This is a genomic window from Halalkalibacillus halophilus DSM 18494 (assembly GCF_000423105.1).
Taxonomy (GTDB): Bacteria; Bacillota; Bacilli; order Bacillales; family Alkalibacillaceae; genus Halalkalibacillus; species Halalkalibacillus halophilus.
The window spans coordinates 51194-77237 of record NZ_AUHI01000005.1 but is presented as its reverse complement, the minus strand read 5'-3'; the positions used below and the strand labels follow the sequence as shown (position 1 = coordinate 77237).

30 protein-coding genes and 6 tRNA genes are annotated in these 26044 nt (G+C 34.9%); 21 read left to right on the top strand and 15 right to left on the bottom strand.

Features of this window, described 5'->3' with window-relative positions:
• Window position 1: 1 nt before the first annotated feature.
• Window positions 2-274 (bottom strand): DUF2624 family protein, encoded by a 273-nt coding sequence (locus G532_RS14650; protein ID WP_035512460.1) that lies wholly within the window; start codon window positions 272-274, stop codon window positions 2-4.
• Window positions 275-442: 168 nt separating this feature from the next.
• On the opposite strand from G532_RS14650, the gene G532_RS14645 reads away from it, so the two are divergent.
• Window positions 443-1174 carry a transglycosylase SLT domain-containing protein gene (locus G532_RS14645; RefSeq protein ID WP_035512458.1) on the top strand — a complete coding sequence of 244 codons (732 nt, stop codon included), beginning with the start codon at window positions 443-445 and terminating at the stop codon, window positions 1172-1174.
• A 116-nt stretch (window positions 1175-1290) separates the two neighbouring features.
• Complete coding sequence (locus tag G532_RS0102940) at window positions 1291-1704, top strand: UbiA prenyltransferase family protein (RefSeq protein WP_051189032.1); 414 nt, start codon at window positions 1291-1293, stop codon at window positions 1702-1704.
• Between the two features lie 41 nt (window positions 1705-1745).
• Here G532_RS0102940 and ispG read toward each other — a convergent pair whose 3' ends face one another.
• Window positions 1746-2852: a flavodoxin-dependent (E)-4-hydroxy-3-methylbut-2-enyl-diphosphate synthase gene (gene ispG / locus G532_RS0102935; protein ID WP_027963449.1), complete on the bottom strand. Its 1107-nt coding sequence runs from the start codon at window positions 2850-2852 to the stop codon at window positions 1746-1748.
• 189 nt (window positions 2853-3041) lie between these two features.
• Between ispG and G532_RS0102930 the strand changes: the two genes are divergently transcribed.
• Window positions 3042-3674, top strand: coding sequence for an NfeD family protein (locus tag G532_RS0102930; protein WP_027963448.1), 633 nt, complete (start codon window positions 3042-3044; stop codon window positions 3672-3674).
• Between the two features lie 12 nt (window positions 3675-3686).
• On the opposite strand, the gene G532_RS0102925 is transcribed toward G532_RS0102930, so the two are convergent.
• The gene (locus G532_RS0102925; RefSeq protein ID WP_027963447.1) at window positions 3687-4442 is read right to left on the bottom strand and encodes a DUF1189 family protein; all 756 of its coding nucleotides are present in this window, start codon (window positions 4440-4442) and stop codon (window positions 3687-3689) included.
• A gap of 202 nt (window positions 4443-4644) precedes the next feature.
• On the opposite strand from G532_RS0102925, the gene G532_RS0102920 reads away from it, so the two are divergent.
• From G532_RS0102920 to G532_RS0102895, 6 genes are all read left to right on the top strand, one after another.
• A complete protein-coding gene (locus G532_RS0102920; protein WP_211220351.1) occupies window positions 4645-6273 on the top strand; it encodes a Na/Pi cotransporter family protein in 1629 nt (542 codons plus the stop codon).
• Window positions 6274-6629: 356 nt separating this feature from the next.
• Window positions 6630-6704: transfer RNA gene (locus G532_RS0102915), tRNA-Asn, on the top strand.
• A 2-nt stretch (window positions 6705-6706) separates the two neighbouring features.
• A tRNA-Met gene (locus tag G532_RS0102910) sits at window positions 6707-6780 on the top strand.
• Window positions 6781-6816: 36 nt separating this feature from the next.
• Window positions 6817-6892 (top strand) — tRNA-His (locus tag G532_RS0102905).
• Between the two features lie 6 nt (window positions 6893-6898).
• Window positions 6899-6975: transfer RNA gene (locus G532_RS0102900), tRNA-Ile, on the top strand.
• A gap of 12 nt (window positions 6976-6987) precedes the next feature.
• Window positions 6988-7080, top strand: a tRNA-Ser gene (locus tag G532_RS0102895).
• Between the two features lie 27 nt (window positions 7081-7107).
• Here G532_RS0102895 and G532_RS0102890 read toward each other — a convergent pair.
• Window positions 7108-8205 carry an SDR family oxidoreductase gene (locus G532_RS0102890; RefSeq protein WP_027963445.1) on the bottom strand — a complete coding sequence of 366 codons (1098 nt, stop codon included), beginning with the start codon at window positions 8203-8205 and terminating at the stop codon, window positions 7108-7110.
• A 242-nt stretch (window positions 8206-8447) separates the two neighbouring features.
• On the opposite strand from G532_RS0102890, the gene G532_RS0102885 reads away from it, so the two are divergent.
• The 3 genes from G532_RS0102885 to G532_RS0102875 all read left to right on the top strand — a co-directional run bounded on the left by G532_RS0102885 (window position 8448) and on the right by G532_RS0102875 (window position 12556).
• On the top strand, window positions 8448-9059 hold the full coding sequence (locus tag G532_RS0102885) for a superoxide dismutase (protein ID WP_027963444.1): 612 nt from the start codon (window positions 8448-8450) through the stop codon (window positions 9057-9059).
• A gap of 104 nt (window positions 9060-9163) precedes the next feature.
• On the top strand, window positions 9164-10387 hold the full coding sequence (locus G532_RS14640) for an MFS transporter (RefSeq protein WP_051189031.1): 1224 nt from the start codon (window positions 9164-9166) through the stop codon (window positions 10385-10387).
• Window positions 10388-10465: 78 nt separating this feature from the next.
• Window positions 10466-12556, top strand: coding sequence for a peptidoglycan D,D-transpeptidase FtsI family protein (locus G532_RS0102875; RefSeq protein ID WP_027963443.1), 2091 nt, complete (start codon window positions 10466-10468; stop codon window positions 12554-12556).
• Between the two features lie 105 nt (window positions 12557-12661).
• On the opposite strand, the gene G532_RS0102870 is transcribed toward G532_RS0102875, so the two are convergent.
• The gene (locus tag G532_RS0102870; RefSeq protein ID WP_027963442.1) at window positions 12662-13237 is read right to left on the bottom strand and encodes a 5-formyltetrahydrofolate cyclo-ligase; all 576 of its coding nucleotides are present in this window, start codon (window positions 13235-13237) and stop codon (window positions 12662-12664) included.
• Between the two features lie 110 nt (window positions 13238-13347).
• Window positions 13348-13497: a 50S ribosomal protein L33 gene (rpmG, locus tag G532_RS0102865; RefSeq protein ID WP_027963441.1), complete on the bottom strand. Its 150-nt coding sequence runs from the start codon at window positions 13495-13497 to the stop codon at window positions 13348-13350.
• A gap of 193 nt (window positions 13498-13690) precedes the next feature.
• Between rpmG and G532_RS15575 the strand changes: the two genes are divergently transcribed.
• From G532_RS15575 to G532_RS0102830, 7 genes are all read left to right on the top strand, one after another.
• The gene (locus G532_RS15575; protein ID WP_051189030.1) at window positions 13691-14086 is read left to right on the top strand and encodes a hypothetical protein; all 396 of its coding nucleotides are present in this window, start codon (window positions 13691-13693) and stop codon (window positions 14084-14086) included.
• A 31-nt stretch (window positions 14087-14117) separates the two neighbouring features.
• The gene (locus tag G532_RS14630) at window positions 14118-14636 is read left to right on the top strand and encodes a hypothetical protein (RefSeq protein WP_035512455.1); all 519 of its coding nucleotides are present in this window, start codon (window positions 14118-14120) and stop codon (window positions 14634-14636) included.
• 38 nt (window positions 14637-14674) lie between these two features.
• Complete coding sequence (locus G532_RS0102850; protein WP_027963440.1) at window positions 14675-16213, top strand: rhomboid family protein; 1539 nt, start codon at window positions 14675-14677, stop codon at window positions 16211-16213.
• A gap of 11 nt (window positions 16214-16224) precedes the next feature.
• Complete coding sequence (locus G532_RS0102845; RefSeq protein ID WP_027963439.1) at window positions 16225-16410, top strand: YqgQ family protein; 186 nt, start codon at window positions 16225-16227, stop codon at window positions 16408-16410.
• A 132-nt stretch (window positions 16411-16542) separates the two neighbouring features.
• On the top strand, window positions 16543-18414 hold the full coding sequence (locus G532_RS0102840) for an LTA synthase family protein (protein ID WP_027963438.1): 1872 nt from the start codon (window positions 16543-16545) through the stop codon (window positions 18412-18414).
• Window positions 18415-18497: 83 nt separating this feature from the next.
• On the top strand, window positions 18498-19205 hold the full coding sequence (locus tag G532_RS14625) for an ATP-binding cassette domain-containing protein (RefSeq protein WP_035512453.1): 708 nt from the start codon (window positions 18498-18500) through the stop codon (window positions 19203-19205).
• A gap of 9 nt (window positions 19206-19214) precedes the next feature.
• A complete protein-coding gene (locus G532_RS0102830) occupies window positions 19215-19997 on the top strand; it encodes an ABC transporter permease (protein ID WP_027963437.1) in 783 nt (260 codons plus the stop codon).
• Between the two features lie 68 nt (window positions 19998-20065).
• Here G532_RS0102830 and G532_RS0102825 read toward each other — a convergent pair whose 3' ends face one another.
• Window positions 20066-20254, bottom strand: coding sequence for a DUF2759 domain-containing protein (locus G532_RS0102825; RefSeq protein ID WP_027963436.1), 189 nt, complete (start codon window positions 20252-20254; stop codon window positions 20066-20068).
• 155 nt (window positions 20255-20409) lie between these two features.
• On the opposite strand from G532_RS0102825, the gene G532_RS0102820 reads away from it, so the two are divergent.
• Window positions 20410-21030 carry an MBL fold metallo-hydrolase gene (locus G532_RS0102820; RefSeq protein WP_027963435.1) on the top strand — a complete coding sequence of 207 codons (621 nt, stop codon included), beginning with the start codon at window positions 20410-20412 and terminating at the stop codon, window positions 21028-21030.
• Between the two features lie 95 nt (window positions 21031-21125).
• On the opposite strand, the gene G532_RS0102815 is transcribed toward G532_RS0102820, so the two are convergent.
• From G532_RS0102815 to comGA, 8 genes are all read right to left on the bottom strand, one after another.
• Window positions 21126-21368 carry a DUF2626 family protein gene (locus tag G532_RS0102815; protein WP_027963434.1) on the bottom strand — a complete coding sequence of 81 codons (243 nt, stop codon included), beginning with the start codon at window positions 21366-21368 and terminating at the stop codon, window positions 21126-21128.
• A 124-nt stretch (window positions 21369-21492) separates the two neighbouring features.
• Window positions 21493-21564, bottom strand: a tRNA-Gln gene (locus G532_RS0102810).
• 35 nt (window positions 21565-21599) lie between these two features.
• Window positions 21600-21980, bottom strand: a complete 381-nt coding sequence (locus G532_RS0102805; protein WP_027963433.1) for a hypothetical protein — start codon at window positions 21978-21980, stop codon at window positions 21600-21602.
• Window positions 21952-22383 carry a ComGF family competence protein gene (locus tag G532_RS0102800; protein ID WP_027963432.1) on the bottom strand — a complete coding sequence of 144 codons (432 nt, stop codon included), beginning with the start codon at window positions 22381-22383 and terminating at the stop codon, window positions 21952-21954. The genes G532_RS0102805 and G532_RS0102800 overlap by 29 nt, the downstream gene beginning before the upstream one ends.
• Before the next feature lie 296 nt (window positions 22384-22679).
• Window positions 22680-23129 (bottom strand): competence type IV pilus minor pilin ComGD, encoded by a 450-nt coding sequence (gene comGD / locus G532_RS0102790; RefSeq protein WP_027963430.1) that lies wholly within the window; start codon window positions 23127-23129, stop codon window positions 22680-22682.
• Entirely contained in the window at window positions 23119-23421 is a 303-nt protein-coding gene (gene comGC / locus G532_RS0102785) for a competence type IV pilus major pilin ComGC (RefSeq protein ID WP_027963429.1), read from the bottom strand. The genes comGD and comGC overlap by 11 nt, the downstream gene beginning before the upstream one ends.
• A 16-nt stretch (window positions 23422-23437) precedes the next feature.
• Entirely contained in the window at window positions 23438-24463 is a 1026-nt protein-coding gene (locus G532_RS0102780; protein WP_027963428.1) for a type II secretion system F family protein, read from the bottom strand.
• Window positions 24450-25457: a competence type IV pilus ATPase ComGA gene (comGA, locus tag G532_RS0102775; RefSeq protein WP_027963427.1), complete on the bottom strand. Its 1008-nt coding sequence runs from the start codon at window positions 25455-25457 to the stop codon at window positions 24450-24452. Before comGA ends, G532_RS0102780 begins: the two co-directional genes overlap by 14 nt.
• Before the next feature lie 32 nt (window positions 25458-25489).
• On the opposite strand from comGA, the gene G532_RS0102770 reads away from it, so the two are divergent.
• Window positions 25490-25987 (top strand): shikimate kinase, encoded by a 498-nt coding sequence (locus G532_RS0102770; protein ID WP_027963426.1) that lies wholly within the window; start codon window positions 25490-25492, stop codon window positions 25985-25987.
• The last annotated feature ends 57 nt before the right edge of the window (window positions 25988-26044 follow it).

Sequence of the window (26044 nt, the reverse complement as noted above, 5' to 3'; positions counted from 1 at the left end):
CTTATAGTAAATGTTCTAAATTATACTGTTTGGCTAGCTGAAGAATAAGGCTTTCAAATGAACGCGCTTCATGCGCACCTATATTATCTTCGATGAAACGAATGGTTTGGAGTCGATCTTTTTTATTAAAAGGATCGATTCTTTTTTCTTTTATAAATTGAAGAATCTGTTCCGCTTGACGAATACTAATGGGAATTTCATATTGCTTACTTAAATCAGAAAGCTTCTTTGGTGATAATTGGTTTAAATAGTGTTGAACAAAGTTTCTGTACATAATTTCACACCTTTTCTTAGGGTAATCGATTAGGTTTCATGCAAATAATGACAAAATGTGACATGAAAAAAGCTTATTCTTTGCATTTCTTTCCTAGGTCATTTAGTATGTGGCAGTAGGTTAATTTTAACTTTATCTAGTTATATTGACTTAGGAAAGGATGTTTTGATGACATTAAAGGCTTATGCAGTATTTTTTACTGCAATTGTGGTAGTGGCTGCAGGAATCATAATTAATACTATGCAATACGAACAAGAAATTACACAATTGCAAACAGAAAATAATGAACTGCAGGCACTTCAAGTTACAGAAGACTCTGTAAACAACGACAAAGAACAGAAAAATAGAGAGAATTATTTAAGCGTAACAAATTTTGGGGAAGTAGAAACGTTGTCATATGAAGACTGGGGAAAAAATACGTCCACTGCACAAAAAATGGTGGAAAACAGTGAGAATCAGTTCCAGGAGTCTTGGGCATTGTTTTTAACTAAAAAAGCGAGAGAGTATGATATTGATCCTTTTATTGTTTATGAATTAATTAAGATTGAAACAGGAGGGACATTTGACCCAGAGCTGGTTGGTCCTCCAACGAAATACGGACATGCTTATGGTTTATCTCAATTTATGGAGAATACTGCACCGTGGATTGCAGAGATGGCTGATTTGCCTTATGAGAAGGATTTACTTTTTAACCCTGAATACAGTATTGAGTTATCCGTAGTGTATTTGGACTTCTTATATGGACAATATGGTAATTGGGATGAAGCATTGACTGCCTACCACAGAGGTATAGGTGGATTAGAACAATATATAGGAGAAAACGGTAATGCTGCGAGTTGGTATGCGGTGGAAATTCAAGAGGAAGCCGAAAAAAGAAGTACATTTGCAGTGGCGCAGTAACAATCGTATATTAAATGAAAGAAACGTCGACAGTTTATGCTGTCGACGTTTCTTTATGTATAAATTAATTCTCCTCACATAAACTAAGCGTAATTTCTAGAAAGTGAGGAATGATCATGGACGAAGAAAAGAACAATCATCCGAGGAGTTATAGTGAAGATGATAATTACTTTGACAGAAATGAAGGATTAATGCCTTCTAACGATCCGATTACTGGGATCCGTCAAAAAGAAGATACCGAATTTTCATCCGAAACAGCAACTTTTAATCCAAGCGAATTAGATAGAGATAAAATGAAACAAGAGGAAAGAGAATCTCGCATGGAAGAACATGTTGATGCCGGATGGGGATGGATCGCATTAGTTTTGTCTTTATTAGCGTTCTTTGTTTGGACCTTTTTATTTGCAGTAGTAGGAGCTATCATGGGTATCTATGCAAAACGACGAGGCGCAAACACTTTGGGTAACATCGCAATTGGATTAGCCTTAGTTGCAATTGTCATACGTTTATTTGTTTACCCAATATTATAAAAAAATCAGGTATAGTTATAAACTATACCTGATTACATAAGTTAAACTTCTTGAGCTTCTTCTCGTTGTTTTTTATAATGTTCTTCTGCTAATTTGTCTACTTCTTTTTTCAGTTCCTCTACCATAATTTCTTCTGGTACTTTTCTAATAATTTCTCCGTGTCGGAAAAGTAATCCTTCACCTCTTGCACCAGCAATCCCTATATCGGCCTCACGTGCTTCACCTGGACCATTTACAGCACAACCAAGAACAGCTACCTTTATTGGTGCTTTAATTGTCTGAATGTACTCTTCTACTTCATTTGCGATAGAAATTAAATCAATTTCAATTCGTCCACATGTAGGGCAAGAAATTAAGGTTGCTGCGTTTGCTGCAAGCCCGAAAGATTTTAGTAATTCCTTGGCAACTTTGACCTCTTCGACTGGATCGGCACTTAAGGAAATTCTTACGGTTGATCCGATTCCTTTACTTAAAATAGCTCCAAGTCCGGCCGCACTCTTGACTGAACCGGCAAAAAGGGTACCTGACTCCGTAATACCCAAGTGGATTGGATATTGTATCTCTTTGGCAGCCTTTTCGTATGCCTCTATAGCAAGATGAACATCAGAAGCTTTTAACGAAACAATAATATCGTGGAAATCTAAGTCCTCTAGGATTTTAATATGGTGTAACGCACTTTCTACCATGGCATCTGCAGTAGGGTAGCCATATTTCTCGATTAAATGACGTTCTAATGATCCGGCATTTACACCAATTCTAATAGGAATCCCCTTTTTCTTGGCCGCATTAACCACCGCTTCAATTCTCTCACGCTTCCCAATATTACCAGGATTAATTCTTATTTTATCTGCTCCACCTTCAATGGCTTTAAGAGCTAAACGGTAATCAAAATGAATATCCACTACTAGAGGGATATTGATTTGTTTCTTTATTTCAGGAATAGCATCTGCCGCACGTTCATCAGGGCACGCCACCCGGACTACTTGACAACCTGCTTCTTCTAAACGGTGAATTTCATTAACTGTTGCTTCTACATCATGTGTTTTTGTAGTAGTCATTGATTGAATAATAACTTCATTTTTTCCACCAATCATGACATTACCTACACGAACTGGTCTTGTATCTTTACGATGAGTAATCGTAGACATCATCCAACTCTCCTTTGATTAACCTAAAAAAATATATTATTTGTTCTCCATTATTGATAATAACATATGCAGGAGGTACCATGCGAATGTTGGAACCTACTATATATTTACTATATAATGAATGAAGAAGAATGGAAATACATATTTAAAAATAAATAATTATTATACGGATAGAAGAGGGGGATCATAATGTTTATAGAGACAGTATTAGGAGTATTTGTTGTTATCTTTTTCGCCATGTTCTTTTTATTTGGTGAAATCTTAGTCAAGTTGAAAGGAATAGGTGCGATTTTAGGAGTTGGATTAATCGGCTACTATTTTTTCAATTATTTATCGACTACAGATATGATTTTAGTTGGGTTAGGATTCGCGGTTGGAGTAGGGTTAATAATTTTGGATGGTAAATTTATAAATGATGGGATTGTAGGTTCAATCGGTTTTGTCGTCGTGTTGTTTTCTGTTGCTTTCGCAGCTCCAGATTGGTTATATGCTTCGTATAGTATTGCAGGGGTTGTAGCCGGCACATTATTCAGTTTAGTTCTACTTCGGTTTGTGCCAAAAAGAGCCATGTGGGGCAAATTAGCCTTAGCAGATCAATTAACAGGTGACCAAGGTTACAACTCAATGAATGAATCGTATAAAGAGCTTGTTGGGAAAGAAGGAACGACGTTAACGGATTTAAGACCTTCAGGTACGATTGATATAGAAGGGGAAAGGTATAGTGCAATTACCAAGGGGAGTTGGATGAAACAGGGAGTGGATATTTACGTGTCGGAAGTGGACGGCACAAAAATATTAGTAGAAGAAAAAAATGAAAGTTAGCCGCGTATTCGGCTAACTTTTTTTCTTTGGTACTTTGGATAAAATCATGTATAAAATAATAAAGCTTCCAATCCAAAAAATAACTCCTGAGTAATTTTGATTCATACCCGTAGTCTGAATAGTCGTTACAATAATAGTCGGAATGGTAATAGCATAAACAGATAACTTCCAAAGCTGAGCATAATTCACATTTCTTTTTAGATTTCGATTTATTATAAATCCACCAAAAGCAAGTAGAGTAATTTCCGCAAGTTTAATAAATACGGATAAACAATAATAAATTGCTGTAGATAAAATCATAAGTACTAAAATGAAGTTAAGAAGTTCACTTCCTAATTGTTCAATGGTAAAGGATTCGCCATTTGCAAACATACTTTCATATAGAAATGTGTAACTATTACGGTTTGTAAATAATGTTCCTTGTTCCTCTTGCATCAGTAAAACGGTATCTTGGTCTACTTCGGTAATTAAAGATTCATCAAAGACAATAGCGAGGTTATGATGTTCAATGACATCTTCTGATCCATCATAACTTAATCCTGATCTTTGATAAGTGAAAGAGAGGTCTTGAATCTCTTCATTGTCTTGAAGTTGATTTAGTGATTGGTTGGCGTCAATGACTAATGTAGTTACATAAGGAATAGTTAACAACAACATGAACAATAATAAGTACCAAATTGATTTACCAACTTTTTCAATTCTTAAAGCAGAAGCTTTTTTAAAGTTATGTATACTCCAACTAAAGCGTTTAATCATATTTACTTTCATACGTATGCCCCCATTCTATCCATATATATCTTATCTGAGAAATAAGTTAGAAACAATCTTAAAAGGGTATTACTAAAAGTAAAAATATAGATTGTAAAGTTTGTGTAAAGTTTTTTGTAAATATATTTACGTTTTCACGTATTGTACTCATAATGTACATGGCTCAACAAATTTAGTCATATTTTTAATCGGGGTGAGGATCATGGAACTTTCAATTCAAGAGATGTTATTTTTATTCTTTGGTGGACTTGGTTTGTTTCTATTTGGAATCAAGTACCTAGGAGATGGTCTGAAAGCGTCAGCCGGGGATAAGCTGCGCGATATTTTAGATCGTTTTACTACTAACCCATTTATGGGTGTTTTAGCGGGGATAGTTGTAACGGTATTATTACAAACAAGTACTGGTACAACGGTTTTAACGATCGGGCTAGTAAACGCTGGTTTTATGACGTTAAGACAAGCTATTGGAGTAATTATGGGTGCAAATATCGGTACGACAATGACTGCTTTTATTATTGGTATTGATATTTCTGCATATGCACTTCCTATCATTGCAGTAGGAACATTTTTATTATTTTTCTTTAAGAATAAGAAGATTACTTACATTGGACAATCAGTCTTTGGTTTTGGTGCATTGTTTTATGGACTGGAATTAATGAGCAATGGTTTGAGACCGCTCAGAGGAATGCAAGCATTTCAAGATTTAACGGTTCAAATGAGTGAAATACCATTGTTAGGTGTAGCGATTGGTACAATTTTCACAGTAAGTGTACAAAGCTCATCAGCAGCAATAGGTGTTTTACAGTCATTGCATGCAGAAGACGCCATTTCACTTGCTGCGTCACTTCCTGTATTGTTCGGAGATAATATAGGTACAACAATCACTGCTGTACTAGCTGCTATTGGTGCAAGTGTTGCTGCTAAAAGGGCTGCGGCTTCCCATGTTATTTTCAATTTATTAGGAGCGACCATATTCTTAGTCTTTTTAGTTCCATTTACCGCTCTAATCGAATGGTTTACAGCAACTTTAGGGCTAGAACCAAGAATGTCCATTGCATTTGCACATGGTACGTTTAACATTACAAATACAATCATTCAATTTCCGTTTATAGCTCTTATTGCGGTACTGGTTACAAAATTAGTGCCTGGAGACGATTCAGCTATAGATTATAAACCTAGACATTTAGATCCTATCTTCTTAGACCAATCACCGTCTGTTGCAATTGCACAGGCTAAGGAAGAATCTCTACACATGGGTGAGATTGCAATTCATGGTTTAGAAGAGTCAAGGAAATATCTAAATACAAATCAACCTAAACATGCGGAGATTGGTTATTCGCTTGAAGATGCAATTAATAATCTAGATAAAAAAATTACAAATTATTTAGTTCAAGTTTCTAGTTCATCCATTACAGATGCTGATAGTGCTACTCACTCCGCAGTAGTGGACATCGTTAGAGATATTGAACGAATTGGGGACCATTTTGAAAACATTATTGAATTAAATGATTATAAAATCACTAATAAAGTACATTTAACGGACCAAGCGTTGGATGATCTAAATGAAATGTTTGATTTAACTGTTGATACTGTTAAAGAAGCGTTAGAATCCTTTGAAAATATGGATGAAGAATTAGCAAGAGATGTAATGAAAAAAGAAGATGAAATTGACCAGATGGAGCGTGTATATCGTAAAAAGCACATCTTACGCTTGAATGAAGGTAAGTGTTCTGGAACAGCTGGTATCATTTTCGTAGACATTATCAGTAACTTAGAACGTATTGGAGATCACGCATTAAATATCGCTCAAGAAGTAACTAATAAAGAGTAATAGTTTAAGAGGCTGGGACAAATCAAAGTGTTAATATGAAAATCCGAACAATGAAATGCGGTGCGACTAACTCGCTCCTGAAATAGACTGCGCTTTCCGTGGGGAGCTGGAGAGCCTCCTCATGCTACGCATTCCGGGGTCTCACCTAAGCTCTATTTCCCACAGGAGTCTCCGTCTATTTCATCCGCTTTTTATAAGCTTTGTTCGGAATATTCATGGCTTCATACACTTCTGTCCCAGCCTCTTTAATTACTATTTGAAAATAGATTTTTTTATTTCTCAATAGCAAGTTGACAAGAGAAACGTATCATGGTAAATTATATTTCGTCGCTGATAAAGAAAAACAACTTTTATATTCCAGCGTAGCTCAGTGGTAGAGCAGTTGACTGTTAATCAATTGGTCGCAGGTTCGAATCCTGCCGCTGGAGCCATTGGCGGTGTAGCTCAGCTGGCGAGAGCGTACGGTTCATACCCGTGAGGTCGGGGGTTCGATCCCCTCCGCCGCTATTTTTCATAAACTACTTAGAATAATACTTTCATATGGCGGCCGTGGCGAAGTGGTTAACGCACTGGATTGTGGCTCCAGCACGCGTGGGTTCGATTCCCACCGGTCGCCCCATAAGAAGGACCCTTAGCTCAGCTGGTTAGAGCTATCGGCTCATAACCGATCGGTCGCAGGTTCGAGTCCTGCAGGGTCCACCAATAACATCATACGGAGGAGTACCCAAGTTCGGCTGAAGGGAGCGGTCTTGAAAACCGCCAGGGGGTTAACGCCCCGCGGGGGTTCGAATCCCTCCTCCTCCGCCATTATTAAACAAGCAGATGCTTGTTTTTTTATTTTATAGGAACTTGTTTTGTTAGATCATGTTTATGTTGCTTATAATAACTCACCATCACTGGTACATAATCTTTAAAATCAGGGCAATGAATAGAAGCTTCAGCTAAATCATTTTTTGCCTCCGTACAGTCATAGAATGATTCGCAATTAAAGTAGGCTAGTGCTTGCTTTTCAACTTTCAACCATTTTCGCATTGTAGGAAAGGAGAGGGCACTTTTACCGATAAGTAGTGGTAAAGTTCCTCTAGGTTCTTTATTAATATAGGTGTTCATCAAAAGTTGGTAAACTTCTTTGATTGTATAGGGGTTAGGATCAATTAAATGATACGTCTTTCCATTACTAATTGTGGTATGGGCTAAATATATTGTTGATTCTAATATATAGTCTATAGGCACAAAATTAGCCTCAGCATTCCCAGTCCCTAAGTATGGTATAAAAGGAAGCTTTTGAAGTCGATCGAGATAATTCAACAAAAAATAAGGTCCATCAAATTTTGTAGTTTCACCTGTGTGGGAGTGCCCCACGACAATACCAGGACGTATAATCGTTATTGGTAAGTCAGGTTTAAGATCTGCAACTAGTTTTTCTGCCTTAAATTTTGTTTCTTCATAATGATTTTTAAATGATTGCCCCGCATCCAATTCATGTTCATAAATTATTCCTTCACGGTTTCCTGAAACATAAGCAGTGCTAAAATAAACGTATTTTTCAAGGGCTACAAGTTGTTGAGCAAGTGAGTTAACATTATTTGTTCCCTCCACATTTACTTTGTAAGCTATATCTCGTGGTACAGCTAAATCATAAATTGCAGCAAGATTAAATACATGAGTGACTTCTTTTTTTAGAATAGCTAATTGCTCTTCTTTTATATTTAAGTGTTTTTTTGTAATATCTCCGTATATGATTTTAAGCTTGTTAAATAAGTTTGGTTGGAACTGAATTAACTCATTGATTTGTTGTTGAGCTTTAGCTTTCATCGATGGCAGAACCAGTAAATAAATCTTATTTATTTCAAGATTACTCGTGGATATTTCTTTAATTAAATTGGAAGTAATGAATCCTGGAAAGCCAGTAAAAAAGTAAGTCTTTGCCATTTGTTGTGCCTCCTTAAATATAATTATATAATATCATAATTTTCTGTAAAATTAAGTGTCTCGAAGGTTTATGTTTAAAAATATTTGAATATGGTAATGGAACAATATAAGCCAATGACAAAAGTTTAAATGCAAAAAGCTTGCAAGGTTTTTTGCTGATTGGTAATCTAAAAGTTGAGTGGGAATTCAGAATTAACTTGAATGAAGCTCTCACCGTATTATGTTTAAGGAGGATTTTAATTATGGCTAAATTTGAACTACCAGAATTACCTTATGCTTACGACGCACTAGAACCTCACATCGATAAGGAAACAATGAACATTCACCACACAAAGCACCATAATACGTATGTAACAAAACTGAATGCAGCTTTAGAAGGTCATTCAGATCTACAAGACAAATCATTAGAAGAGCTTTTAACAGGATTAGACTCTCTTCCAAGTGATATTCAAACTGCAGTAAGAAATAATGGTGGCGGACACGCAAACCACACATTATTCTGGACTGTTTTATCTCCTAATGGTGGAGGTAATCCAACAGGAGAACTAGCAGATAAGATTAATGAAAAGTTCGGAAGCTTTGACCAATTTAAAGAAGAATTTACAACAGCTGCTACAGGCCGCTTTGGCTCAGGTTGGGCATGGCTAGTAGTTAAGAACGGTAATTTAGAAATAACATCTACACCAAATCAAGATACTCCAGTTATGGACGGAGTTACACCTGTATTAGGTCTTGATGTTTGGGAACATGCATACTACTTGAAGTATCAAAACCGTCGTCCTGACTACATCAAAGAATTTTGGAATGTAGTTAATTGGGATGAAGTTGCGAAACGCTACGAAGAAGCAAAATAAACGAATCAAAACTCACTCATTCAATGGGTGAGTTTTTTTATGCTCTAATTAAGCATAAGCACGATTGAAATGAGAAAACTAACGTTTAGAAGCGAGGGAAAACTATGTCTTTTAAACGTATACCTGATATAAGCGACCACGAAAAGAAAAATTTAACTTTACTTTTAACAATTGGATTGTTATATACACTCGGAATTTATTTATCAAGTATTTTTGTCAATATATTTTTATGGAAGCAGACCTCTAGTATCCAAGTTGTTGCACTTTATAATTTGTTTGTCGTAACTTCTCAAATGTTCGTCTATTTTATATTTGGCTCTTGGGCGAAAAGAGTTGATCGAGTTGTCATTTTGCGGATAGGAATTTTATTTATATCTATATTTTTTATGACAGTATTATTACTTGGAGATTATGCCTCTAATTATAATATGATGTTAGGTGCCATATTAGGAATAGGATATGGTTTTTTTTGGCTTGCATTTAATGTGCTTACATTTGAAGTTACAGAACCATATAGTCGAGATCTCTTTAACAGTAATTTAGGGAAGTTGCAGTCTTTTAGTGGGATGGTCGGTCCTTTATCTGCAGGATTAATTATACGATATGCAGAAAACAGTGGAGGATATTTAATTATATTCTTTATTTCTTTTATGTTATTTATAGCAGCAATTGTTACTAGCTTTTTCATGGAAAGAAGAAAGGTGAATGGAAAATATGCTATTTTTAAAGCAAGTAAAGAAATAAGAATAGAAAAGAAGTGGCGATTACTTCTTGTTGGTCATTTTTCACAAGGACTAAGAGAAGGTGTCTTTCTGTTTTTGGTTGGTTTATTAGTTTACATTGGTACGGAAAATGAATTAGTAGTAGGAACATACAATTTCATTTATGCGCTCACTTCCTTGGTCGCCTATCAATATGTTTCTAAAATTGTCCACCCTGATAATAGGTTTTATTTTATATTTGCTGGTACGGTTGGTTTATACGGATCAATATTCATTTTGATTCAGGCTAATTCATCAATTGAATTCTTTATATATGCGGCGATAATCGGCTTGACGTTCCCATTGTTTTTTGCTCCTTATATGTCCATTTCTTATGATGTAATTGGAAAATTAAATTACGCAAGGGAATTGAGAATTGAGTACGTCATACTAAGAGAGATATTTTTGAATTTTGGTCGAGTAATGTCAATTGGCTTCTTTTTAATTGGTGTATTGTATCTACCTATAATGCAGTGGGTTAATATTACACTAATCATTTTAGGAAGTGGCTATTTATTCACAGCTATTTGTATTTATTTAATAAGAAGACGATTGTCGAGAAATTGATAAATTGTAGACGGTTCCCCTCTTATTTCCACTTTAAAAAGATGCTATAATGAAAAGAGGAAAAGGCAGGGGAACTTAATGGCTATTAAGAAACAGAAATCACATCTACCTTTAAGATTAAATTTATTATTCTTTGCAATATTTTTGCTGTTTTCATTATTGATATTGCAACTTGGTGTGGTGCAAATTTTATATGGGCAAGATGCACAAGAAGAAATTGACCGTACAGAAAATGTAACATCTCAAACACCTGTACCAAGAGGACGCTTCTTTGACCGAAATGGTGAGATGTTAGTTGATAATAATGCAACGTTTGCTATTACATATACACCTCGAAAAAATGTCCAACCTGATGATAATTTAGAATTAGCTGAGACTTTAGTTAACTATATAGATATTGATCCAGAAAGCGTAACGCAAAGAAATATTGAAGATTATTGGATTATGCAAAATACTGAAGAAGCAGCTAGTCGATTAACTGATGAAGAGTTAACTGGAAATGACCAAGAGCAGTACTATTCTATGCTTGAGCATATTTCAGAGGATGATTTAAATAGTATAACCGATGAGGAATTAGAAGTTATAGCTGTAAAAAGAGAATTGGACCAAGCATATGAGCTGACACCTCATATTATAAAACGCGATGAAATCTCGCAAGAAGAGTATGCAATCATTGCTGAGAATTTAACAAGACTTCCAGGAATTAATGTAACAACAGATTGGGAAAGAGTAGATACGCAAGATGGCACATTTAGTAATTTTATTGGTAGAATAACTTCTGCAGAAGAAGGTTTACCACGTCAAAGACTTGATTATTTCTTATCTAGAAATTACAGCAGAAATGATCGGGTTGGACGAAGTGGGTTAGAAGAGCAATATGAAAACTACTTAAGTGGTCATAAAGAAGTTAGAAGACATGAAACTGATTCAAGTGGAAGGGTAATTAATAGTGAGCTTATTCGACAAGGAGAACGAGGTAAAGACCTTGTGCTTTCCGTTGATATTCAATTACAGAAGCAATTAGATCAAATCGTTCAAGAGGAATTAGAAAATGCAATTAATGCTTATCCACAAAGAAACCAACATATGGATGACGCGATGGCCGTTATGATGGATCCTAATACCGGCGAAATACTAGCGATGTCCGGACAGACATATAACAGGGAAGATGGTGAATTTATAGATAACTCTAACCGTGTTTTATCACATGCGTTTATGCCAGGTTCAACGGTGAAAGGCGCAACAATATTAGCTGGTATAGACTCAGGTGTTATCTCACCTGGAGAAGTTATTAATGATCGCCCTATAAACATCGCAGGTACCGCGGAAAAAAGTTCCTACCGAAATTTAGGAAATGTAAATGATATTGAAGCATTAAAACTATCTTCCAATGTTTATATGTTTTTGACTGCCTTACGAATGGGAGGGGAATTTGACTATCAAGAAGGAGAAAATGTAAATGTCGGTGCCAGTGGTTATTATGATATGGTCAATTATTTTAAACAGTTTGGTTTTGGAGTGGAGACTGGAGTAGATTTTCCGAGTGAATCTACCGGTTTTCGTGGAAGTGTTGAAGGTAGGGAGGATATAGGTGGTATTATGATGGACCTAGCGATTGGACAGCATGAAACTTATACCACACTACAACTAGCCCAGTATGCTTCTACAATTGCAAACGGTGGCTACCGAATGGAACCGCGTATTGTAAAACAAATTCATGATCCGATTAGTGCGGAAGGGTTAGGCCCAGTATATGAAGTAAGGGAGCCTAAAGCTCTAAACAAGATTGGGATGGAAGATCAATATCTTGATCGTGTCAGAGAAGGGTTCAGACAGGCTTTCCAAGAAACAAATGGAACAGGTTATAGTGAATTTGATGATGCGGAATATAGCCCAGCTGGGAAAACAGGAACAGCCCAAGAATACATTTATCATGATGATGGTAGTCGAACGGATGTGGAAAACTTATCCTTAGTGGGTTATGCTCCACATGATGAACCAGAAGTTTCTTTTGCGATTATTGTACCAAAAACAGGAATCGTTAGAGATATGAATGAAACGCAGTATTCAGCTAACTTAAAAATCGGCAGGAGAGCTCTCGATGCTTACTTTGACTTGAAGGAACAAAGAGGAGAAGAAGCTGAAGAGTTAGAAGAGCAAGAAGAGTAATTACTGAATTTGTAAATTGAAAAGTACCATTTAAATTGCCCTCCATCATTTGATTAGTTTTAGTGAAAACTTCAAATGAATGAGGGCTTTTTTATACGTGTGATATTATTCAACACTTAAAGTATGGATGATTCTTTGGTTAGTAATAATGGAGTGAACAGGGATATCAAAGTGGTCATGAGGTATGCTTGGTAGGATTTGTTCTTCCATAGCTATAGATATTGTCGAGCCATTGAAACCACTTAAATATCGATCATAATATCCCCCGCCGTATCCGATACGGAATCCATTAGAATCATACAACAAACCTGGAACGATAATTAGATCAATATACTCTTTTTCAACAAAATTAGATTTAATTTCTTTCGGTTCGTATAAGTCTAGATAAACATTTTCTAATTCATTTTTATTAGAATACGTATAAAATGACATCGCGTGATCGTCTTTAGGGTAACATTTTGGAATGACTATTCTTTTAGACTCACGCCATGCTTGTTCAATGATTGTTTCGTTAGGTATTTCAAATTCTCTTGGGATTGTTATGGCAATAGTTTTTGCGCTTTTCCAACTCGGAGACTGAAATAACGAGTCTTCAATGGAACGAACAGCGTGGCTTTTGTCATTTCTTGGTATATTCTTTAAGAGCCTTTTTCCAAGTATACGAAATGAACTTTTATACATCTAGAATAACTCCTATCTCGGAGGATATTTTAAGTAATTGTTTTGCGGTGATTAATAGGTTTAGCTACTACATTAAGATATAAAAAAAACAGCAGGCGAGTACCTACTGTTTATTTCGTTTCACGGTGTAACGTATGCTTTCCTAATCTAGGAGAATATTTTTTAAGTTCAAGACGATCAGGGTTTGTACGTTTGTTTTTAGAACTAATATAGTTACGATCACCAGTTTCAGTGCATGCTAACGTAATTTGTACACGCATTAGGAATCCCTCCATTTCTTTCTATCTTTCATTTTTGACTTAACCATCATACCAAATATACGAATATAGTTCAAGGTGCTTTATTTTATTTACCATTAAATACTACGAAATCGGAAAAAGAAATATTTAGAAACATTTCTATTATGTCTTTTAAATGATAAACTAATTTTTAGCAGTTAAAAGGAGTGAAATCATGCTAGAAGCACTAATTATATTATTTTCAGTAGGTCTATTATTATTAATTATGTCATTTTTCATGCATAACCGTTTATCTGAATTAGAAAAAGACGTTGAGCAAATGAATGTTAATCACGCTCAAGAGGTTTATATGATGAAAAATAAACTCAGAATCATTGAAGAAGAATTATTATCTGATTCTCTTCAATATGATCAGTTATCACGTAAGCCTGTTGAAAAGTCAAAGACTGATAAATCTAAACGTTACGGGGAACCTAACATCGTACAGAAGGTAAAGCAACTTAATAAAGAAGGTTTTAATGTGAGTGAAATAGAAGAGAAAACAGGTTTAGCAGAAAGTGATGTCAAGATCATTATTCAACAACAAGAAAATAACCATTCATTTGGTTAGAAGCTTTGCATATGAATAGGAGTGTGATTCAATGAGACATTTAATGATGGCTTTCTCTCTTGGGATTTTAATTACTGTTGGAGTCATAGGAACAGTATATTACATAGAAGCTGAAGTTAAGGAAGAGGATTCTTCTGTTCCAACGAATGAAAATAGCTCTTCTACTACAGAAGAAAGTGTGTATGACGTAGAAGGTGCTATAAATTTCCTTGAAGCAGAGGATTATGAAGTGCTACCAGTTGAAGAATATAATGAGTTAGTAAGTGATATGGAATCATTAAGGGAAGAAGCAGAAGCAGAAACGAGTAGTTCTGATCAAAGTGATGACGTGCAAGAAGGGGAATCAACTATATATACATTAGAGATCGTCTCCGGAATGAGCTCTTCAGATATTGCTTCTGAACTGGAAAATGAACAAATTATCGAATCTGCTGATTCATTTAATGAATTTTTACAAGATAATGATTTTAGTAGAAGTATTCAGTTAGGAACATATGTATTAACATCAGAGATGAGTCAAAACCAAATTGCAATTACAATTACAAATTAGATGACTCGCTTTTGATTTAGTTATAAGGAGAGGATCCCTTGTTTATAACTGAAAAATATAAATTCTATAAGCTTACGAATTATTTAATCGAACAAGCAGGATTTGAAATAAGATATATTACAAAGTCCGGAGAAGGAATTGTCTTAGAGAAATATGAGAAGAGAAGAAATAAAGTGATTTTTATTCAGCATCAATCATTTGATTGGTCGAATCATCTAGAGAAGCATATGAACAGACAAATTAAGTTTCTTATGGAGCAAGTTAGACAATTTCGCGGTAGGAAAACAGATTATCACCTTGTCTTTGTATCCGACTTCGCCCCAGTTGACAACTGGCAACGACTTCAAGAAACAAGAAACATTAACGAAAGCGGAACAAAAACCTCAAGTTTATATTATGTAACCAGTGAGAATATAGATGAAGAATTGCAACGTTTATCTCAATCGGTAGATGATACAATTGACATCCGATTTACTCAAGTTCCTTCCATTCCAGAACAGGAACAACAATCCATGTATTTACATCAAAAGATTGAGTCTGAATACAGGAGAAAAGATCAACAGTTTAAAGAAGTTTTTCAATATGGAAAAGTGAAATGGACGTATACATTAATTTTAGTTAATCTACTGGTTTTCTTCCTTTTAGAGTCAGAAGGAAGTAGTACAGATAGTATGCATTTGATTGAATGGGGGGCAAAATTTAATCCAGCTATTGCCAGTGGAGAATGGTGGAGAATAGGATCATCTATGTTCTTACACATTGGAGTCTTCCATTTATTCATGAATATGCTGGCGCTGTTTTTCTTGGGTGAGGTGAACGAACGAATTTACGGTTCTAAACGCTTTTTAGGGATCTATTTTACTGCTGGTATCTTCGGAGGAGTAGCTAGTTTTGCAACCAACAATGCAGTGGCAGCAGGGGCATCTGGTGCGATTTTTGGTTTGTTTGGGGCTTTACTGTTTTTTGGTCTTCATTATAAAGAGCTGTTTTTTAAAACAATGGGAAGTAGTTTGTTAATTATCGTAGCAATTAATATTGCATTTGGTTTCACGATCCCTCAAATTGATAACGGTGCACACCTTGGAGGACTACTTGGGGGCTTCTTAGCAGCTCAAGTATTACACTTGCCAAAGAAACAAGAAAAATTAAAGCAATTTACAGCAAGCATACTGGTAGTCGGGCTGATCATTGGAATGGGTTCCTATGGGTTAATGAATGTTAAGTCCACAGAAAACCCAGAGGAATTAGCGATGATTGTTCAGTATTATATAGATCAGGAACAATATACACAAGCAATTGATGTGACAGACAGGTTCATAGAGAATAATACGGATCATCATTATACTTATTTTTATCGAGCGATTGCCTATATGCAAAAAGGATCAACGGAACGTGCTGAAACGGATTTTCAACGAGCAATTGAGCTACATTATGACTTTCCAGAGGCGCATTATAATTTAGCTGTTTTATATGATAGAAATAATCATAGTGATGCCCGTAAACATGCAGAAATTGCTCACGAACAAAGACCTCAAAACGAGCAATTTAAAAGTTTATATGAAGAATTATCACAATAAAGGAGCTGCCAATGAATAATTTTTATGATGTCCAAAGACTTCTAAAACAGTTTGGAACCATTATTTATGTTGGGGACAGACAAATAGATCTTGAGCTAATGGAAGATGAAATAAGAGAATTGTACAAAAATAATTTAATATCTAATCAGCAATTTCAAAGTGGCATGCTAATTCTAAGGTCAGAAAAAAGGAATTAGAAAGATTAAGTTTGCGAAGAATAAAATTCGGGAATAGAAAAGATGTACTTATTTTTGAAACTTTTTATATAATATCTCGTCATATATACGTGTATAATTATATTTAGTTTTAGATGGAAAGGAAGCGGGGAAATGAGTTTTCTAAAGAGAATTCCTCTATTTATCATTGCCGCTCTCTTAGTAGGAATTAAAACATACGTTGTTTATCGCTTTTATTTCGGATTATCAATGGAAACGTCATTCCAAGAGATCATCTTGTTCATAAACGCTATTGCTGTAAGTATGTTGATTTTCTTCATAGCGGTTTGGCTTAAACCAAAAAGCCAAAAAAGATTTATAATAATTACTTCTGTGGTTTTATCCACAATTGTATTAGCGAATCTAATGTATTATCGTAATTTTACAGACTTTGTGACTGTACCAACTTTATTTCAATTTAATAATGCGGGTGATCTTGGATCTAGTGTAGGTTCTTTAATCTACTTCTCAGATCTATTATTGCTATTAGACGTCATTTTAGTTATTGCCTTTACAAAAATGAATTGGTTCAGAGTTGAAACCTTTTCTAGTATGTTTAGAAGAAGAATAATTGTTATTTCTTTTGCAGCTATAATGATTAATATCACATTAGCTGAAATAGAAAGACCGATGTTATTTAAACGCGGATTTGACCGAGAGTATTTAGTTAAAAATGTTGGTTTATTCACTTTCCATGCTTATGATGCAATCATAACTGCCTCCACGCAATCAAAACGTTTGTTTGCTGATGGATCAGAAATGGATGAAATTGATGAATATGTAGATGAAAACGTAAGAGAACGTGAGGAAGCAATTGATTTAACAGGAGTTGCAGAAGATAAAAATATTATTTATGTTGCTCTGGAATCTGTTCAGTCATTTGTAATTGATGAAGAACTAAATGGCGAAGAGATAACCCCATTTTTAAATGACTTGATAGAAGATAGTTACTATTTTGAGAATTTCTATCATCAAACTTTACTTGGTAAAACTTCTGACCATGAGTTTCTATTAGACAATGGTCTATATCCATTGCCTAATAGTGCAGTGTTTTTCACTCATGCTCAAAACGAGTTCAATGCTCTACCAGAAATTTTAAAGGAAAATCGAGATTATAATTCTTATGCCTTGCATGCTAACAATGGTAGCTTTTGGAATAGGAATGTTATGTATGAAACATTAGGATATGATGAGTTTTATGATATTGAATCGTATGACTTTGATGAAACAGATGAAATTGGTTGGGGATTGAATGACAAAAAATTCTTTGATCAATCTGTGGATATGTTAAAAGATGCAGAAGAGCCTTTTTATTCTAAATTGATTACATTAACCAATCATTTTCCGTTTGAAATGCCACAGGAAGAAGCAACAATCGACCAGTATGATTCTAGTTCCGTTACGCTAAATCAATACTTTCAAACAGTAAAGTATACAGATGAAGCTGTAGAAGGATTTTTTGATCGATTAAAAGAAGAAGGTTTATACGAAGATTCCATTATTATTTTAATGGGTGATCACTATGGAATTAGTTCTTACCATAATGAATCAATGGGGAACTTCTTAGGCAAGGAGATTACGCCTTATGAAGAAGTGAAACTACAACGAGTTCCTATGATTGTTCATATACCTGGTCATGAAGGTTCTGGGACATTATCAAGAATATCGGGTCAAATTGACTTCAAACCTACGATCCTTAATATGATGGATATTGAAAATGAAAATGATATTGTGTTTGGAAATGGTCTTTTTGCGGAAGAACGAAAGCCGTTTGTAGCTCTTCGTGATGGTAGGTTCGTTGGCGAAGACTATATATACTCTGGTGGAAACTGTTATGATGACAGTACCGGTGAATTGACTGATGAATCAAGCTGTAACGAGCTTGTTGAACAAGCAGAGCAAGAATTAAATTATTCAGATGAAATAATATATGGCGACTTATTCCGCTTTTATGACTTTGAAGATGGAGAAGTTGTCCAAGATTAGAAAATGGAAAATGTATAGAAATTGAACCCACTCTTATTCTAAGGGGTGGGTTCAATTTCTATTGAGATTTAGGAGGAAAATAGGTGAGTAACCATTTATTTGAATTGAGTCAAATTAACAAACGGGTGGTAAGTAATGTCTCTTTTACAATGAAAGAAAAAGAACGACTTGTTATTTTTGGACCCTCTGGAGCGGGTAAATCCACTTTACTGCATTTATTTAATCGTATGGAAGACCCGGACGCAGGGGTTATTTATTATAAGGATAAAGAGTTAAACACGTATTCGATACCAACACTAAGAAAAGAAGTGGGACTAGTTCTACAGGAGCCACATCTTTTTCCAGGAACGGTAGAAGATAATTTAAAATTCGGACCATCATTATTCGATGAGTGGAGCCCTAATCAAGGGGAAAAGTTGTTAGGGTATGTTAACTTGTCTAAAGAATATCTAAACAAAGATGTTACAGAGTTATCAGGTGGCCAGAGACAACGTGTGTCGCTTGCTCGAACATTAGCTAATAATCCAGAGGTGTTATTATTAGATGAGCCCACCAGTTCACTTGATGAACAAAATATTGAGCTTATTGAGCATGATCTCCAACGTTTAGTCGAAGAGGAACATGTATCCTTAGTGCTTGTAACACATAGTATGCAACAGGCAAAAAGACTAGGTACAACCGGAATTTATATGGAGGAAGGTAAAATTAAGGAGCATGGCCAAATGGAAAAATTATTGAGTGACCCCGAAACGGAGGAATTAAAGCAATTCCTTCAAAGTAATTCGATTTAGGAGGCAATTATGGAAAGAGATATACCCACTTATTCATTATTTTTATTAATTGTATTTGTAATGATTCCTTTCACTATTGCTTATTATTATCAATTAGGCTTAAAAAAGGATATTATTTGGTCAACGGTGAGGGGAACTGCACAGTTATTTTTAATAGGTATTATATTAACGTATTTATTTGAGTTAGAGCCAATAGTTGGTATACCCCTGATGTTATCTGTAATGATTACGGTTGCAACTTTTCACGCCCGTAAAAAAGGAAAAGAGTTGCCCCACGTTTTTATATCCATTTTGCTCGGTTTAATTACAATTGAACTAATTGTTTTAGCTATGTGGCTAGGATTTGGAATGATCTCATTCACCCCTGAAGAAGTGATCCCCATGAGTGGAATGGTAATAGGTAACAGTATGGTTGCTATGGGGCTTGTGTTAGAACGGATGAAATCTGAGTTTGAACAAAGTAGGGGGAAGATATTGGCTGCTTTATCACTAGGAGCAACACCTAGCCAAGCTTCTCATATTACTGTAAGAAAAACATTGAATGCTGCGCTTATACCGAATATTGATCAGCTAAAAACCATAGGACTAGTTCAGTTACCTGGTATGATGACTGGTTTAATTTTAGGTGGTGTATCACCAATTGTGGCTATTAAATATCAATTAGTGATTTCTATTAGTATCTTTTCAACCGTTTCTTTAAGCGCAATAATAATTTCATTAATAATGTATCGCTATTTTTATAATAACCAAATGCAATTATTAACTTTGGAAGAAATAAAAAAGAGCAGTTAACATTTAACATGTTAACTGCTCTTCTGTTTAGTACGAGAATGAAATAATATGTATCTCGCACTTTTGATTTAGCCCATAAGGTTACCAAATTGGCTTATTATTGTAGCAATAGAAAACCATCCGAATAAAACCAATGATAAACCAGCAAACCCTAAAGAAAAGAAATTGCGCTTTTTTAATTCTCTAGGAATCGCAATTGCACTTAGAATAGCAACTAAAAGCATTAATACTGCGAATATAAACTCTCCGACTACCATTTTGTGTATTCCTCCTTGAATCAAAAAATCACTCTTTGATATGATTACAGTATTGATTTATTATTAAGCATAATGATTTCTTCTATATTTTATAAAAAAAACGTAACAATGTCGAGTCATTTCATTAAAAATAAAAAGAAAAGGTGGAACGTTTTGTGAACATTTATACTTATCCTTTAGGTTTATTAGGTACCAATTGCTATTTAATAGAAGAGAATGGGGCGGTAATAATAGTTGATCCTGGTGGTGAAGCAAGTGAGGTAATACGGTTTATAGAAGAAAGATCCTTTCAAGTGGAAGCAATTTTATTAACACATGCACACTTTGACCATATCGGTGGGGTGGATCAAGTAAGAGGTCATTTCAACGTTCCTGTATATATACACGCTGAAGAAGCAGATTGGCTTACGACACCTGAGTTAAATGGTTCAAAAAAGTTTCAAGTAGGTGAAGTGAAGACGTCAGTGGGGGCAGACCATTATATTCAGGAAGGAAAGACAAGTATTGGCCAATTTTCTTTTGAAGTATTGTATACACCGGGTCATTCACCTGGTAGTATTAGCTTCTTCTTTGAAAATAATTCGACTTTAATTGCAGGGGATACTTTGTTCCAAGGAGGTATTGGTCGTACAGATCTTCCTTTTGGTGATCATCACACATTAATTAGTAGTATTAAAACAAAAATAATGAATTTACCAGAAGATACACAAGTTTACCCTGGTCATGGTCCTAAAACAAGTGTTCAAAAAGAAGTTAACAATCCATTCTTAGTTTAACTACAAAAAGAGGTTGTTCCTTATTGGAACAACCTCTTTGATTTTATATTTAAACACTTCTAAAGAGTTAAATATAAAAGCTTGTTTCTTGATTTCTAGTGTGCAAATGATGGTTCTAATAGGAATGTTACATAGTACGTAAAGCCTACCATAAATACAGTTAAATACGCTCCAAAAATATACATATAAAGACGCTCTGATAGGTTTAAGTAACCAATTCCAAAGAAAAAGATCGTTTGTGCTAAGAATAATAAGGACATTTGATACATTTCACCTACGTAAAACATGACTGAAAAGATTGCTGTCCAAAATGCAATGACACGAAACATACGACCCATGTGATTTCCTCCTTTGTGCAGGAACTTGTCAAAAATTATTATATACGATGGGATACATAATGTAAATGAACATTTTATGTACTTAAAGTATATTTCATGCGTAGGACAAAAATCAACTAAAAAATTGGGTTACCAGGATTCGAACCTGGGCATGACGAGACCAAAACCCGTTGCCTTACCGCTTGGCTATAACCCAAATTACATAACTATTATGAACCAAATAATACTGTTTTATACTTCTAAAAAAGTTAGATACTCATATTTATTTTTTTCCACATGAATAGTCATATGAATATTTAATAGTTCCGGAGATTCTAATGAATAAACTAAAGTCACCGTGCCGGTTTGATAATGATAAGTGACTGTGTCTTGTTCAGAGTTGTGTTCACTATCCTCAAATGCCCTTTTGAGGTCATAAAGTGCCGTCATTTTTAAATTGCTGATCACATTGAGTGTTTCAGTAACTTCTATTTGTTCTTTTAAGTACACCGTATCTTGTACTTTTAACAGGGTGATGGCACTAACTACAATTAATATAAATAAGACGTATGGAAATACCATTCCATGTTGATTTTTATATATTTTAGTTATTATACGGAAGCTGGATTGCAAAGGCCTCACCATCCTCAAACTCTAATCTAAATTCTAGCCATTGTTCAGCGGTCCTTGCTACTTTAAAATACTCCACTCCATAAGCAATCACTTCATGTCCACTGCTATTTACTCTTCTACGAAGAAGGTTATTATATTTTTCATAAGTAATACGATCATTATTGTATCTAATAAAGGTAATACTATCGCCATTTAGTATTACCTCTTTTGCTTTATACAGTTCAAATGACATGTGAAAACCAACCTGATGGTATTCAAGTTTTGACTGATAAGTACTTGGTTCGATTGTTGTAATGGTTTGAATACTTATCGTTAGAAATGGCGTAATCAGGATGATAATGGATAGAGAGAGGAGAGCATTTAATAAGGTAAAACCTTTTTGGTTAGTCAGAAGGATGGACATAACGACAAATTCTCTTTTCTACGGTATTTGAAGGGAGCCAGGTGATACATATAAACCACTTTTGATCAAAATAATCAACTGTGAGATCGTAGGGGCTAGGTAAAGAGTGTATTTGGTTCGAGTGTGAATAATCGATTAATACCTCCATTTGTTCTTGTAAGAATACATAAGCGTCAAGCTGCAACTGCATATCGTAGTTATCATTATAAATTTTTTGAACAACAGGGAGGATAAAAATCCCCAACGTAAGAAGGCAACTCAATGCCAATAAAGTGTCATGAAGAAAAAATCCTTGTTTAGACTTCAGATACATAATACCTACCCTTTCCGAAAGGGAACGTTATTTTATATTGAGTGTTTCCAATCTCAACATGAAAGCTGTGCGGCTGAACAACAGTTCCAGTAGCATTAAAACGAATGGAGTGTTCAATGGAGGCAGTCCTAAATTTCACATCTTGAAAGGAACGATCAATAATTGGAGGCTGTAATGTATTTTCATAAATTCGATACCGGTTTTCATTAGGGACAAAATACAATGTCAAACGCTTTTGTTCCAGCATAGTATGCTGTTGTATGAAAAATACATCTTGATTAAATTGATGAAAAAATAGCTGGGTCTTTCTTTCTGTAATATTCCATTGAAAGAATTGAATCGTTGATAGTGTTACGATGATCAAAATCGATAAAACAATTAATAATTCGATTAAGGTAAATCCACGATCCTTCTGCCAATAATTAAGAACCAACTTCAACTAATCCTTCGTTATTAAGTGTTAACTCTCGGTTGTCAGGACAAGAAGTGTTTTTAATGTAACCTTCTTCAGAAAGATTGGAAATAGATTCTGGATATTCATTATGATCTAGCTTGTACATTTGTACTTGGGATTGAACAAGTTCAATATATGCATCGCATCCTTTTTCATCTACAACTGAATTATGTTTAATGACATTAGGAATAGTTATAAGGAGCAAAACAGAGATGATGAGCAAAACTATTAACATTTCGATTAGAGTGAATCCTCTTTCATTTAACTTCATTTATTATTCCACCTTTTTATAAGTTGTTTATCATTTGAAACATGGGAAAGAGCGTTAGTACATAAATTGTTATGATAATAATTCCTAATAAGCAATAGATAAGAGGTTGAACAAATAGAATCATTTTCTTCGTTTGGCCTTCTAATGATTCCGTAACTAATAAGGCATAAGCGTTTAAATCCTTACGTAAAGTTCCTTGTTCTACACTTCTTAACACAAGTATTTTCATTTCACCTTCAATTAAGACTAGGGGAGCAAAACCTTGAGTTATTGGCTGACCTTTGCTTAAATACTCTAGTATGATTTCTGCATAATGTTTCAATATGGGGAGGTCACTTTGAGATCTAATTATGTCTAATGAGTCTTTAATAGTTCGCCCGTTGCTTAAAAGAGCAGCTAAATGATAGGAAAAGTGTGACGTGGTAGTGAGTCTTAAGAAGCGGTTGTAAATTGGGATTTTATTTAATAATTCAATCCGTCCCTCTATATCTATATTTTTTAATAGGAAGTATAGAGAAATGAAGGTGATTGCAAACAAAATACCTAACCCCAAAATCCCATACTGAATAATGTATATTATAAGTTGGAACCAAAAGACAGATTGGTCATTTCCGAGATTGCTATAGCTATTGTGGTATAAGGGGATAAGGAAAGTACTAATAGAGAAGAAAATAATGATACTAAAAAAGAGTAAAATCATCGGATAACGAAGGACTTCATTTAATTTTTTAACTAAGTTGTGTTTCATTTGTAAGGCGCGAGTACAATTTACAATATGCTCACTGAAATTACCTGATTGTTTTGATACAAAAAGAAAAGCGACAACGATCGAGTGAAACTGATTGTCTCTAAAACAACTTTCAATAGATTTTCCTTGTTTTAAATGAATTACAAATCGCTCAGCTAGCTCATAAAATTCAGGATCGTGTGTCATTAGTTCCAGTGCTCTTTTGAAGGAAAAATTTTGATCTAGCAACTTTCCTAGTCTGTCTAGAAAATCAATTTGTTTTTTTAATGTAAGTTTCTTCTTAAAGTTCTGCATGGATATAACCTAGCGCATGAGCTTTTTTTCTTAATTGATCAAAACTTGTAAAATTTTTAGCTTGATTAATTGGTAAGCCATGTAATGCCCGGTTAAGGTAATCATCAGTCAGGGTTTCGCAAACTGCCGCTCTCCCTTTTAGTCTCTTTTGTTTTTCAGAAGGCAACAGAGTTACTAGTTGTTGAGAAGCTATTCCTATTATGGATTGTTGAAGGTCGACAGTAGACAAACCCATTTCCTTTAGACGGTCTAATGTGCCATAAGCATTTTTTGCATGAACAGTTGAGAGTACTAAGTGACCGGTTAGAGCAGCACGAAAGGCAAATTTTGCAGTGTGATGATCTCTTATTTCACCGACCATAATAATGTCCGGATCATGACGTAAAGCAGCTTTTAACCCTATGTCGTAATCAAAACCAGCTTTTTCATTTACTTGCACTTGTAATATGTGTTCAACAGATTGTTCAACCGGATCTTCAAGTGATATAGTTTGTAAACCGAATTTTTTAGTAGCTTCTCTCATCAGTGCATACATAGTAGTGGACTTGCCACATCCGGTTGAACCGGTAAATAAAATTATACCTGCTGGTTTTTGAATCCAGTTGAGTAATTGATCAGCTTGGTCAGGAAATAAGAATAATTGGTTTAAATCGGGAGCTGCTGTACGTGGAAGCAGTCTTATTACCAAACTTTCACTATATGGAAGCGGTAGTGTAGAGAGTCTTAAATCGTAGTATGTGGAATTCCACACAAACGGTTGTGTACCATCTTGTGGGATGCGTTGTTCTGCAATATCCATGCCAGATGAAAATTTATAGTAGCTGAGTAGTTTATGGTATGCTTGGATTGATATTTTTCGATATAGCAAGCGATAACCGTCTACTCTGAAATGGATGGAAACATCTTTTTCTCCAGGGGAAAAATGAATGTCTGTAGCATCTCTTTTTAACGCCTCTGTTAATGTAGAGAACGAATCTTGTTCCATCTTGTTCATAGTAAACCTCCTAATAGAAAGTGGGAACATTTATGAAGAATATAGTAATTGTAGGTTTTATGGGTTCCGGAAAGTCGGTAATTGGTGAATTAGTGGCGAATGATCTTCATATGCCATTTGTTGATATGGATTTATTAATTGAGAAACAAGAAAAGAAAACAATAAGTGAGATTTTTCGTATTCATGGGGAAGCATATTTTAGAGGGTTAGAGACACAATTGTTAAAGGACTTGAGTGATTCAAAATCTGTCATATCGACTGGTGGTGGAATAGTTGAAAGATCTGAGAATAAAGAGATCTTAACCACATTTGATCAGGTTTGCTTTTTGAAATGCAGTTTTGCAACAATTAAGACACGCTTGCGTTATGATGATTCTAGACCTTTATGGAAAAGATCTGGTAAGGAACAGTTAGCGCTTTTTCAAAAGAGGGAATTGTTATATGAAGAAGTTGCGTCTTTCGTTGTAGAGACGGATAACCTGTCTGCAGAAGAGGTTACAGAGAAAGTGATCAACTATTATCAGTTATAATCTATCTGAATCATCTAGTCAATCCCTTCAAAAATAAGGATTTTTACAGTAATTTAT

Coding starts and splice junctions, on each gene's coding strand:
- G532_RS14650 (WP_035512460.1), bottom strand. CDS start 274: ATGTACAGAAACTTTGTTCAACACTATTTAAACCAATTATCACCAAAG.
- G532_RS14645 (WP_035512458.1), top strand. CDS start 443: ATGACATTAAAGGCTTATGCAGTATTTTTTACTGCAATTGTGGTAGTG.
- G532_RS0102940 (WP_051189032.1), top strand. CDS start 1,291: ATGGACGAAGAAAAGAACAATCATCCGAGGAGTTATAGTGAAGATGAT.
- ispG (WP_027963449.1), bottom strand. CDS start 2,852: ATGTCTACGATTACTCATCGTAAAGATACAAGACCAGTTCGTGTAGGT.
- G532_RS0102930 (WP_027963448.1), top strand. CDS start 3,042: ATGTTTATAGAGACAGTATTAGGAGTATTTGTTGTTATCTTTTTCGCC.
- G532_RS0102925 (WP_027963447.1), bottom strand. CDS start 4,442: ATGAAAGTAAATATGATTAAACGCTTTAGTTGGAGTATACATAACTTT.
- G532_RS0102920 (WP_211220351.1), top strand. CDS start 4,645: ATGGAACTTTCAATTCAAGAGATGTTATTTTTATTCTTTGGTGGACTT.
- G532_RS0102890 (WP_027963445.1), bottom strand. CDS start 8,205: ATGGCAAAGACTTACTTTTTTACTGGCTTTCCAGGATTCATTACTTCC.
- G532_RS0102885 (WP_027963444.1), top strand. CDS start 8,448: ATGGCTAAATTTGAACTACCAGAATTACCTTATGCTTACGACGCACTA.
- G532_RS14640 (WP_051189031.1), top strand. CDS start 9,164: ATGTCTTTTAAACGTATACCTGATATAAGCGACCACGAAAAGAAAAAT.
- G532_RS0102875 (WP_027963443.1), top strand. CDS start 10,466: ATGGCTATTAAGAAACAGAAATCACATCTACCTTTAAGATTAAATTTA.
- G532_RS0102870 (WP_027963442.1), bottom strand. CDS start 13,237: ATGTATAAAAGTTCATTTCGTATACTTGGAAAAAGGCTCTTAAAGAAT.
- rpmG (WP_027963441.1), bottom strand. CDS start 13,497: ATGCGTGTACAAATTACGTTAGCATGCACTGAAACTGGTGATCGTAAC.
- G532_RS15575 (WP_051189030.1), top strand. CDS start 13,691: ATGCTAGAAGCACTAATTATATTATTTTCAGTAGGTCTATTATTATTA.
- G532_RS14630 (WP_035512455.1), top strand. CDS start 14,118: ATGAGACATTTAATGATGGCTTTCTCTCTTGGGATTTTAATTACTGTT.
- G532_RS0102845 (WP_027963439.1), top strand. CDS start 16,225: ATGAATAATTTTTATGATGTCCAAAGACTTCTAAAACAGTTTGGAACC.
- G532_RS0102840 (WP_027963438.1), top strand. CDS start 16,543: ATGAGTTTTCTAAAGAGAATTCCTCTATTTATCATTGCCGCTCTCTTA.
- G532_RS0102830 (WP_027963437.1), top strand. CDS start 19,215: ATGGAAAGAGATATACCCACTTATTCATTATTTTTATTAATTGTATTT.
- G532_RS0102825 (WP_027963436.1), bottom strand. CDS start 20,254: ATGGTAGTCGGAGAGTTTATATTCGCAGTATTAATGCTTTTAGTTGCT.
- G532_RS0102815 (WP_027963434.1), bottom strand. CDS start 21,368: ATGGGTCGTATGTTTCGTGTCATTGCATTTTGGACAGCAATCTTTTCA.
- G532_RS0102800 (WP_027963432.1), bottom strand. CDS start 22,383: ATGTCCATCCTTCTGACTAACCAAAAAGGTTTTACCTTATTAAATGCT.
- comGC (WP_027963429.1), bottom strand. CDS start 23,421: ATGAAGTTAAATGAAAGAGGATTCACTCTAATCGAAATGTTAATAGTT.
- G532_RS0102780 (WP_027963428.1), bottom strand. CDS start 24,463: ATGCAGAACTTTAAGAAGAAACTTACATTAAAAAAACAAATTGATTTT.
- comGA (WP_027963427.1), bottom strand. CDS start 25,457: ATGAACAAGATGGAACAAGATTCGTTCTCTACATTAACAGAGGCGTTA.
- G532_RS0102770 (WP_027963426.1), top strand. CDS start 25,490: ATGAAGAATATAGTAATTGTAGGTTTTATGGGTTCCGGAAAGTCGGTA.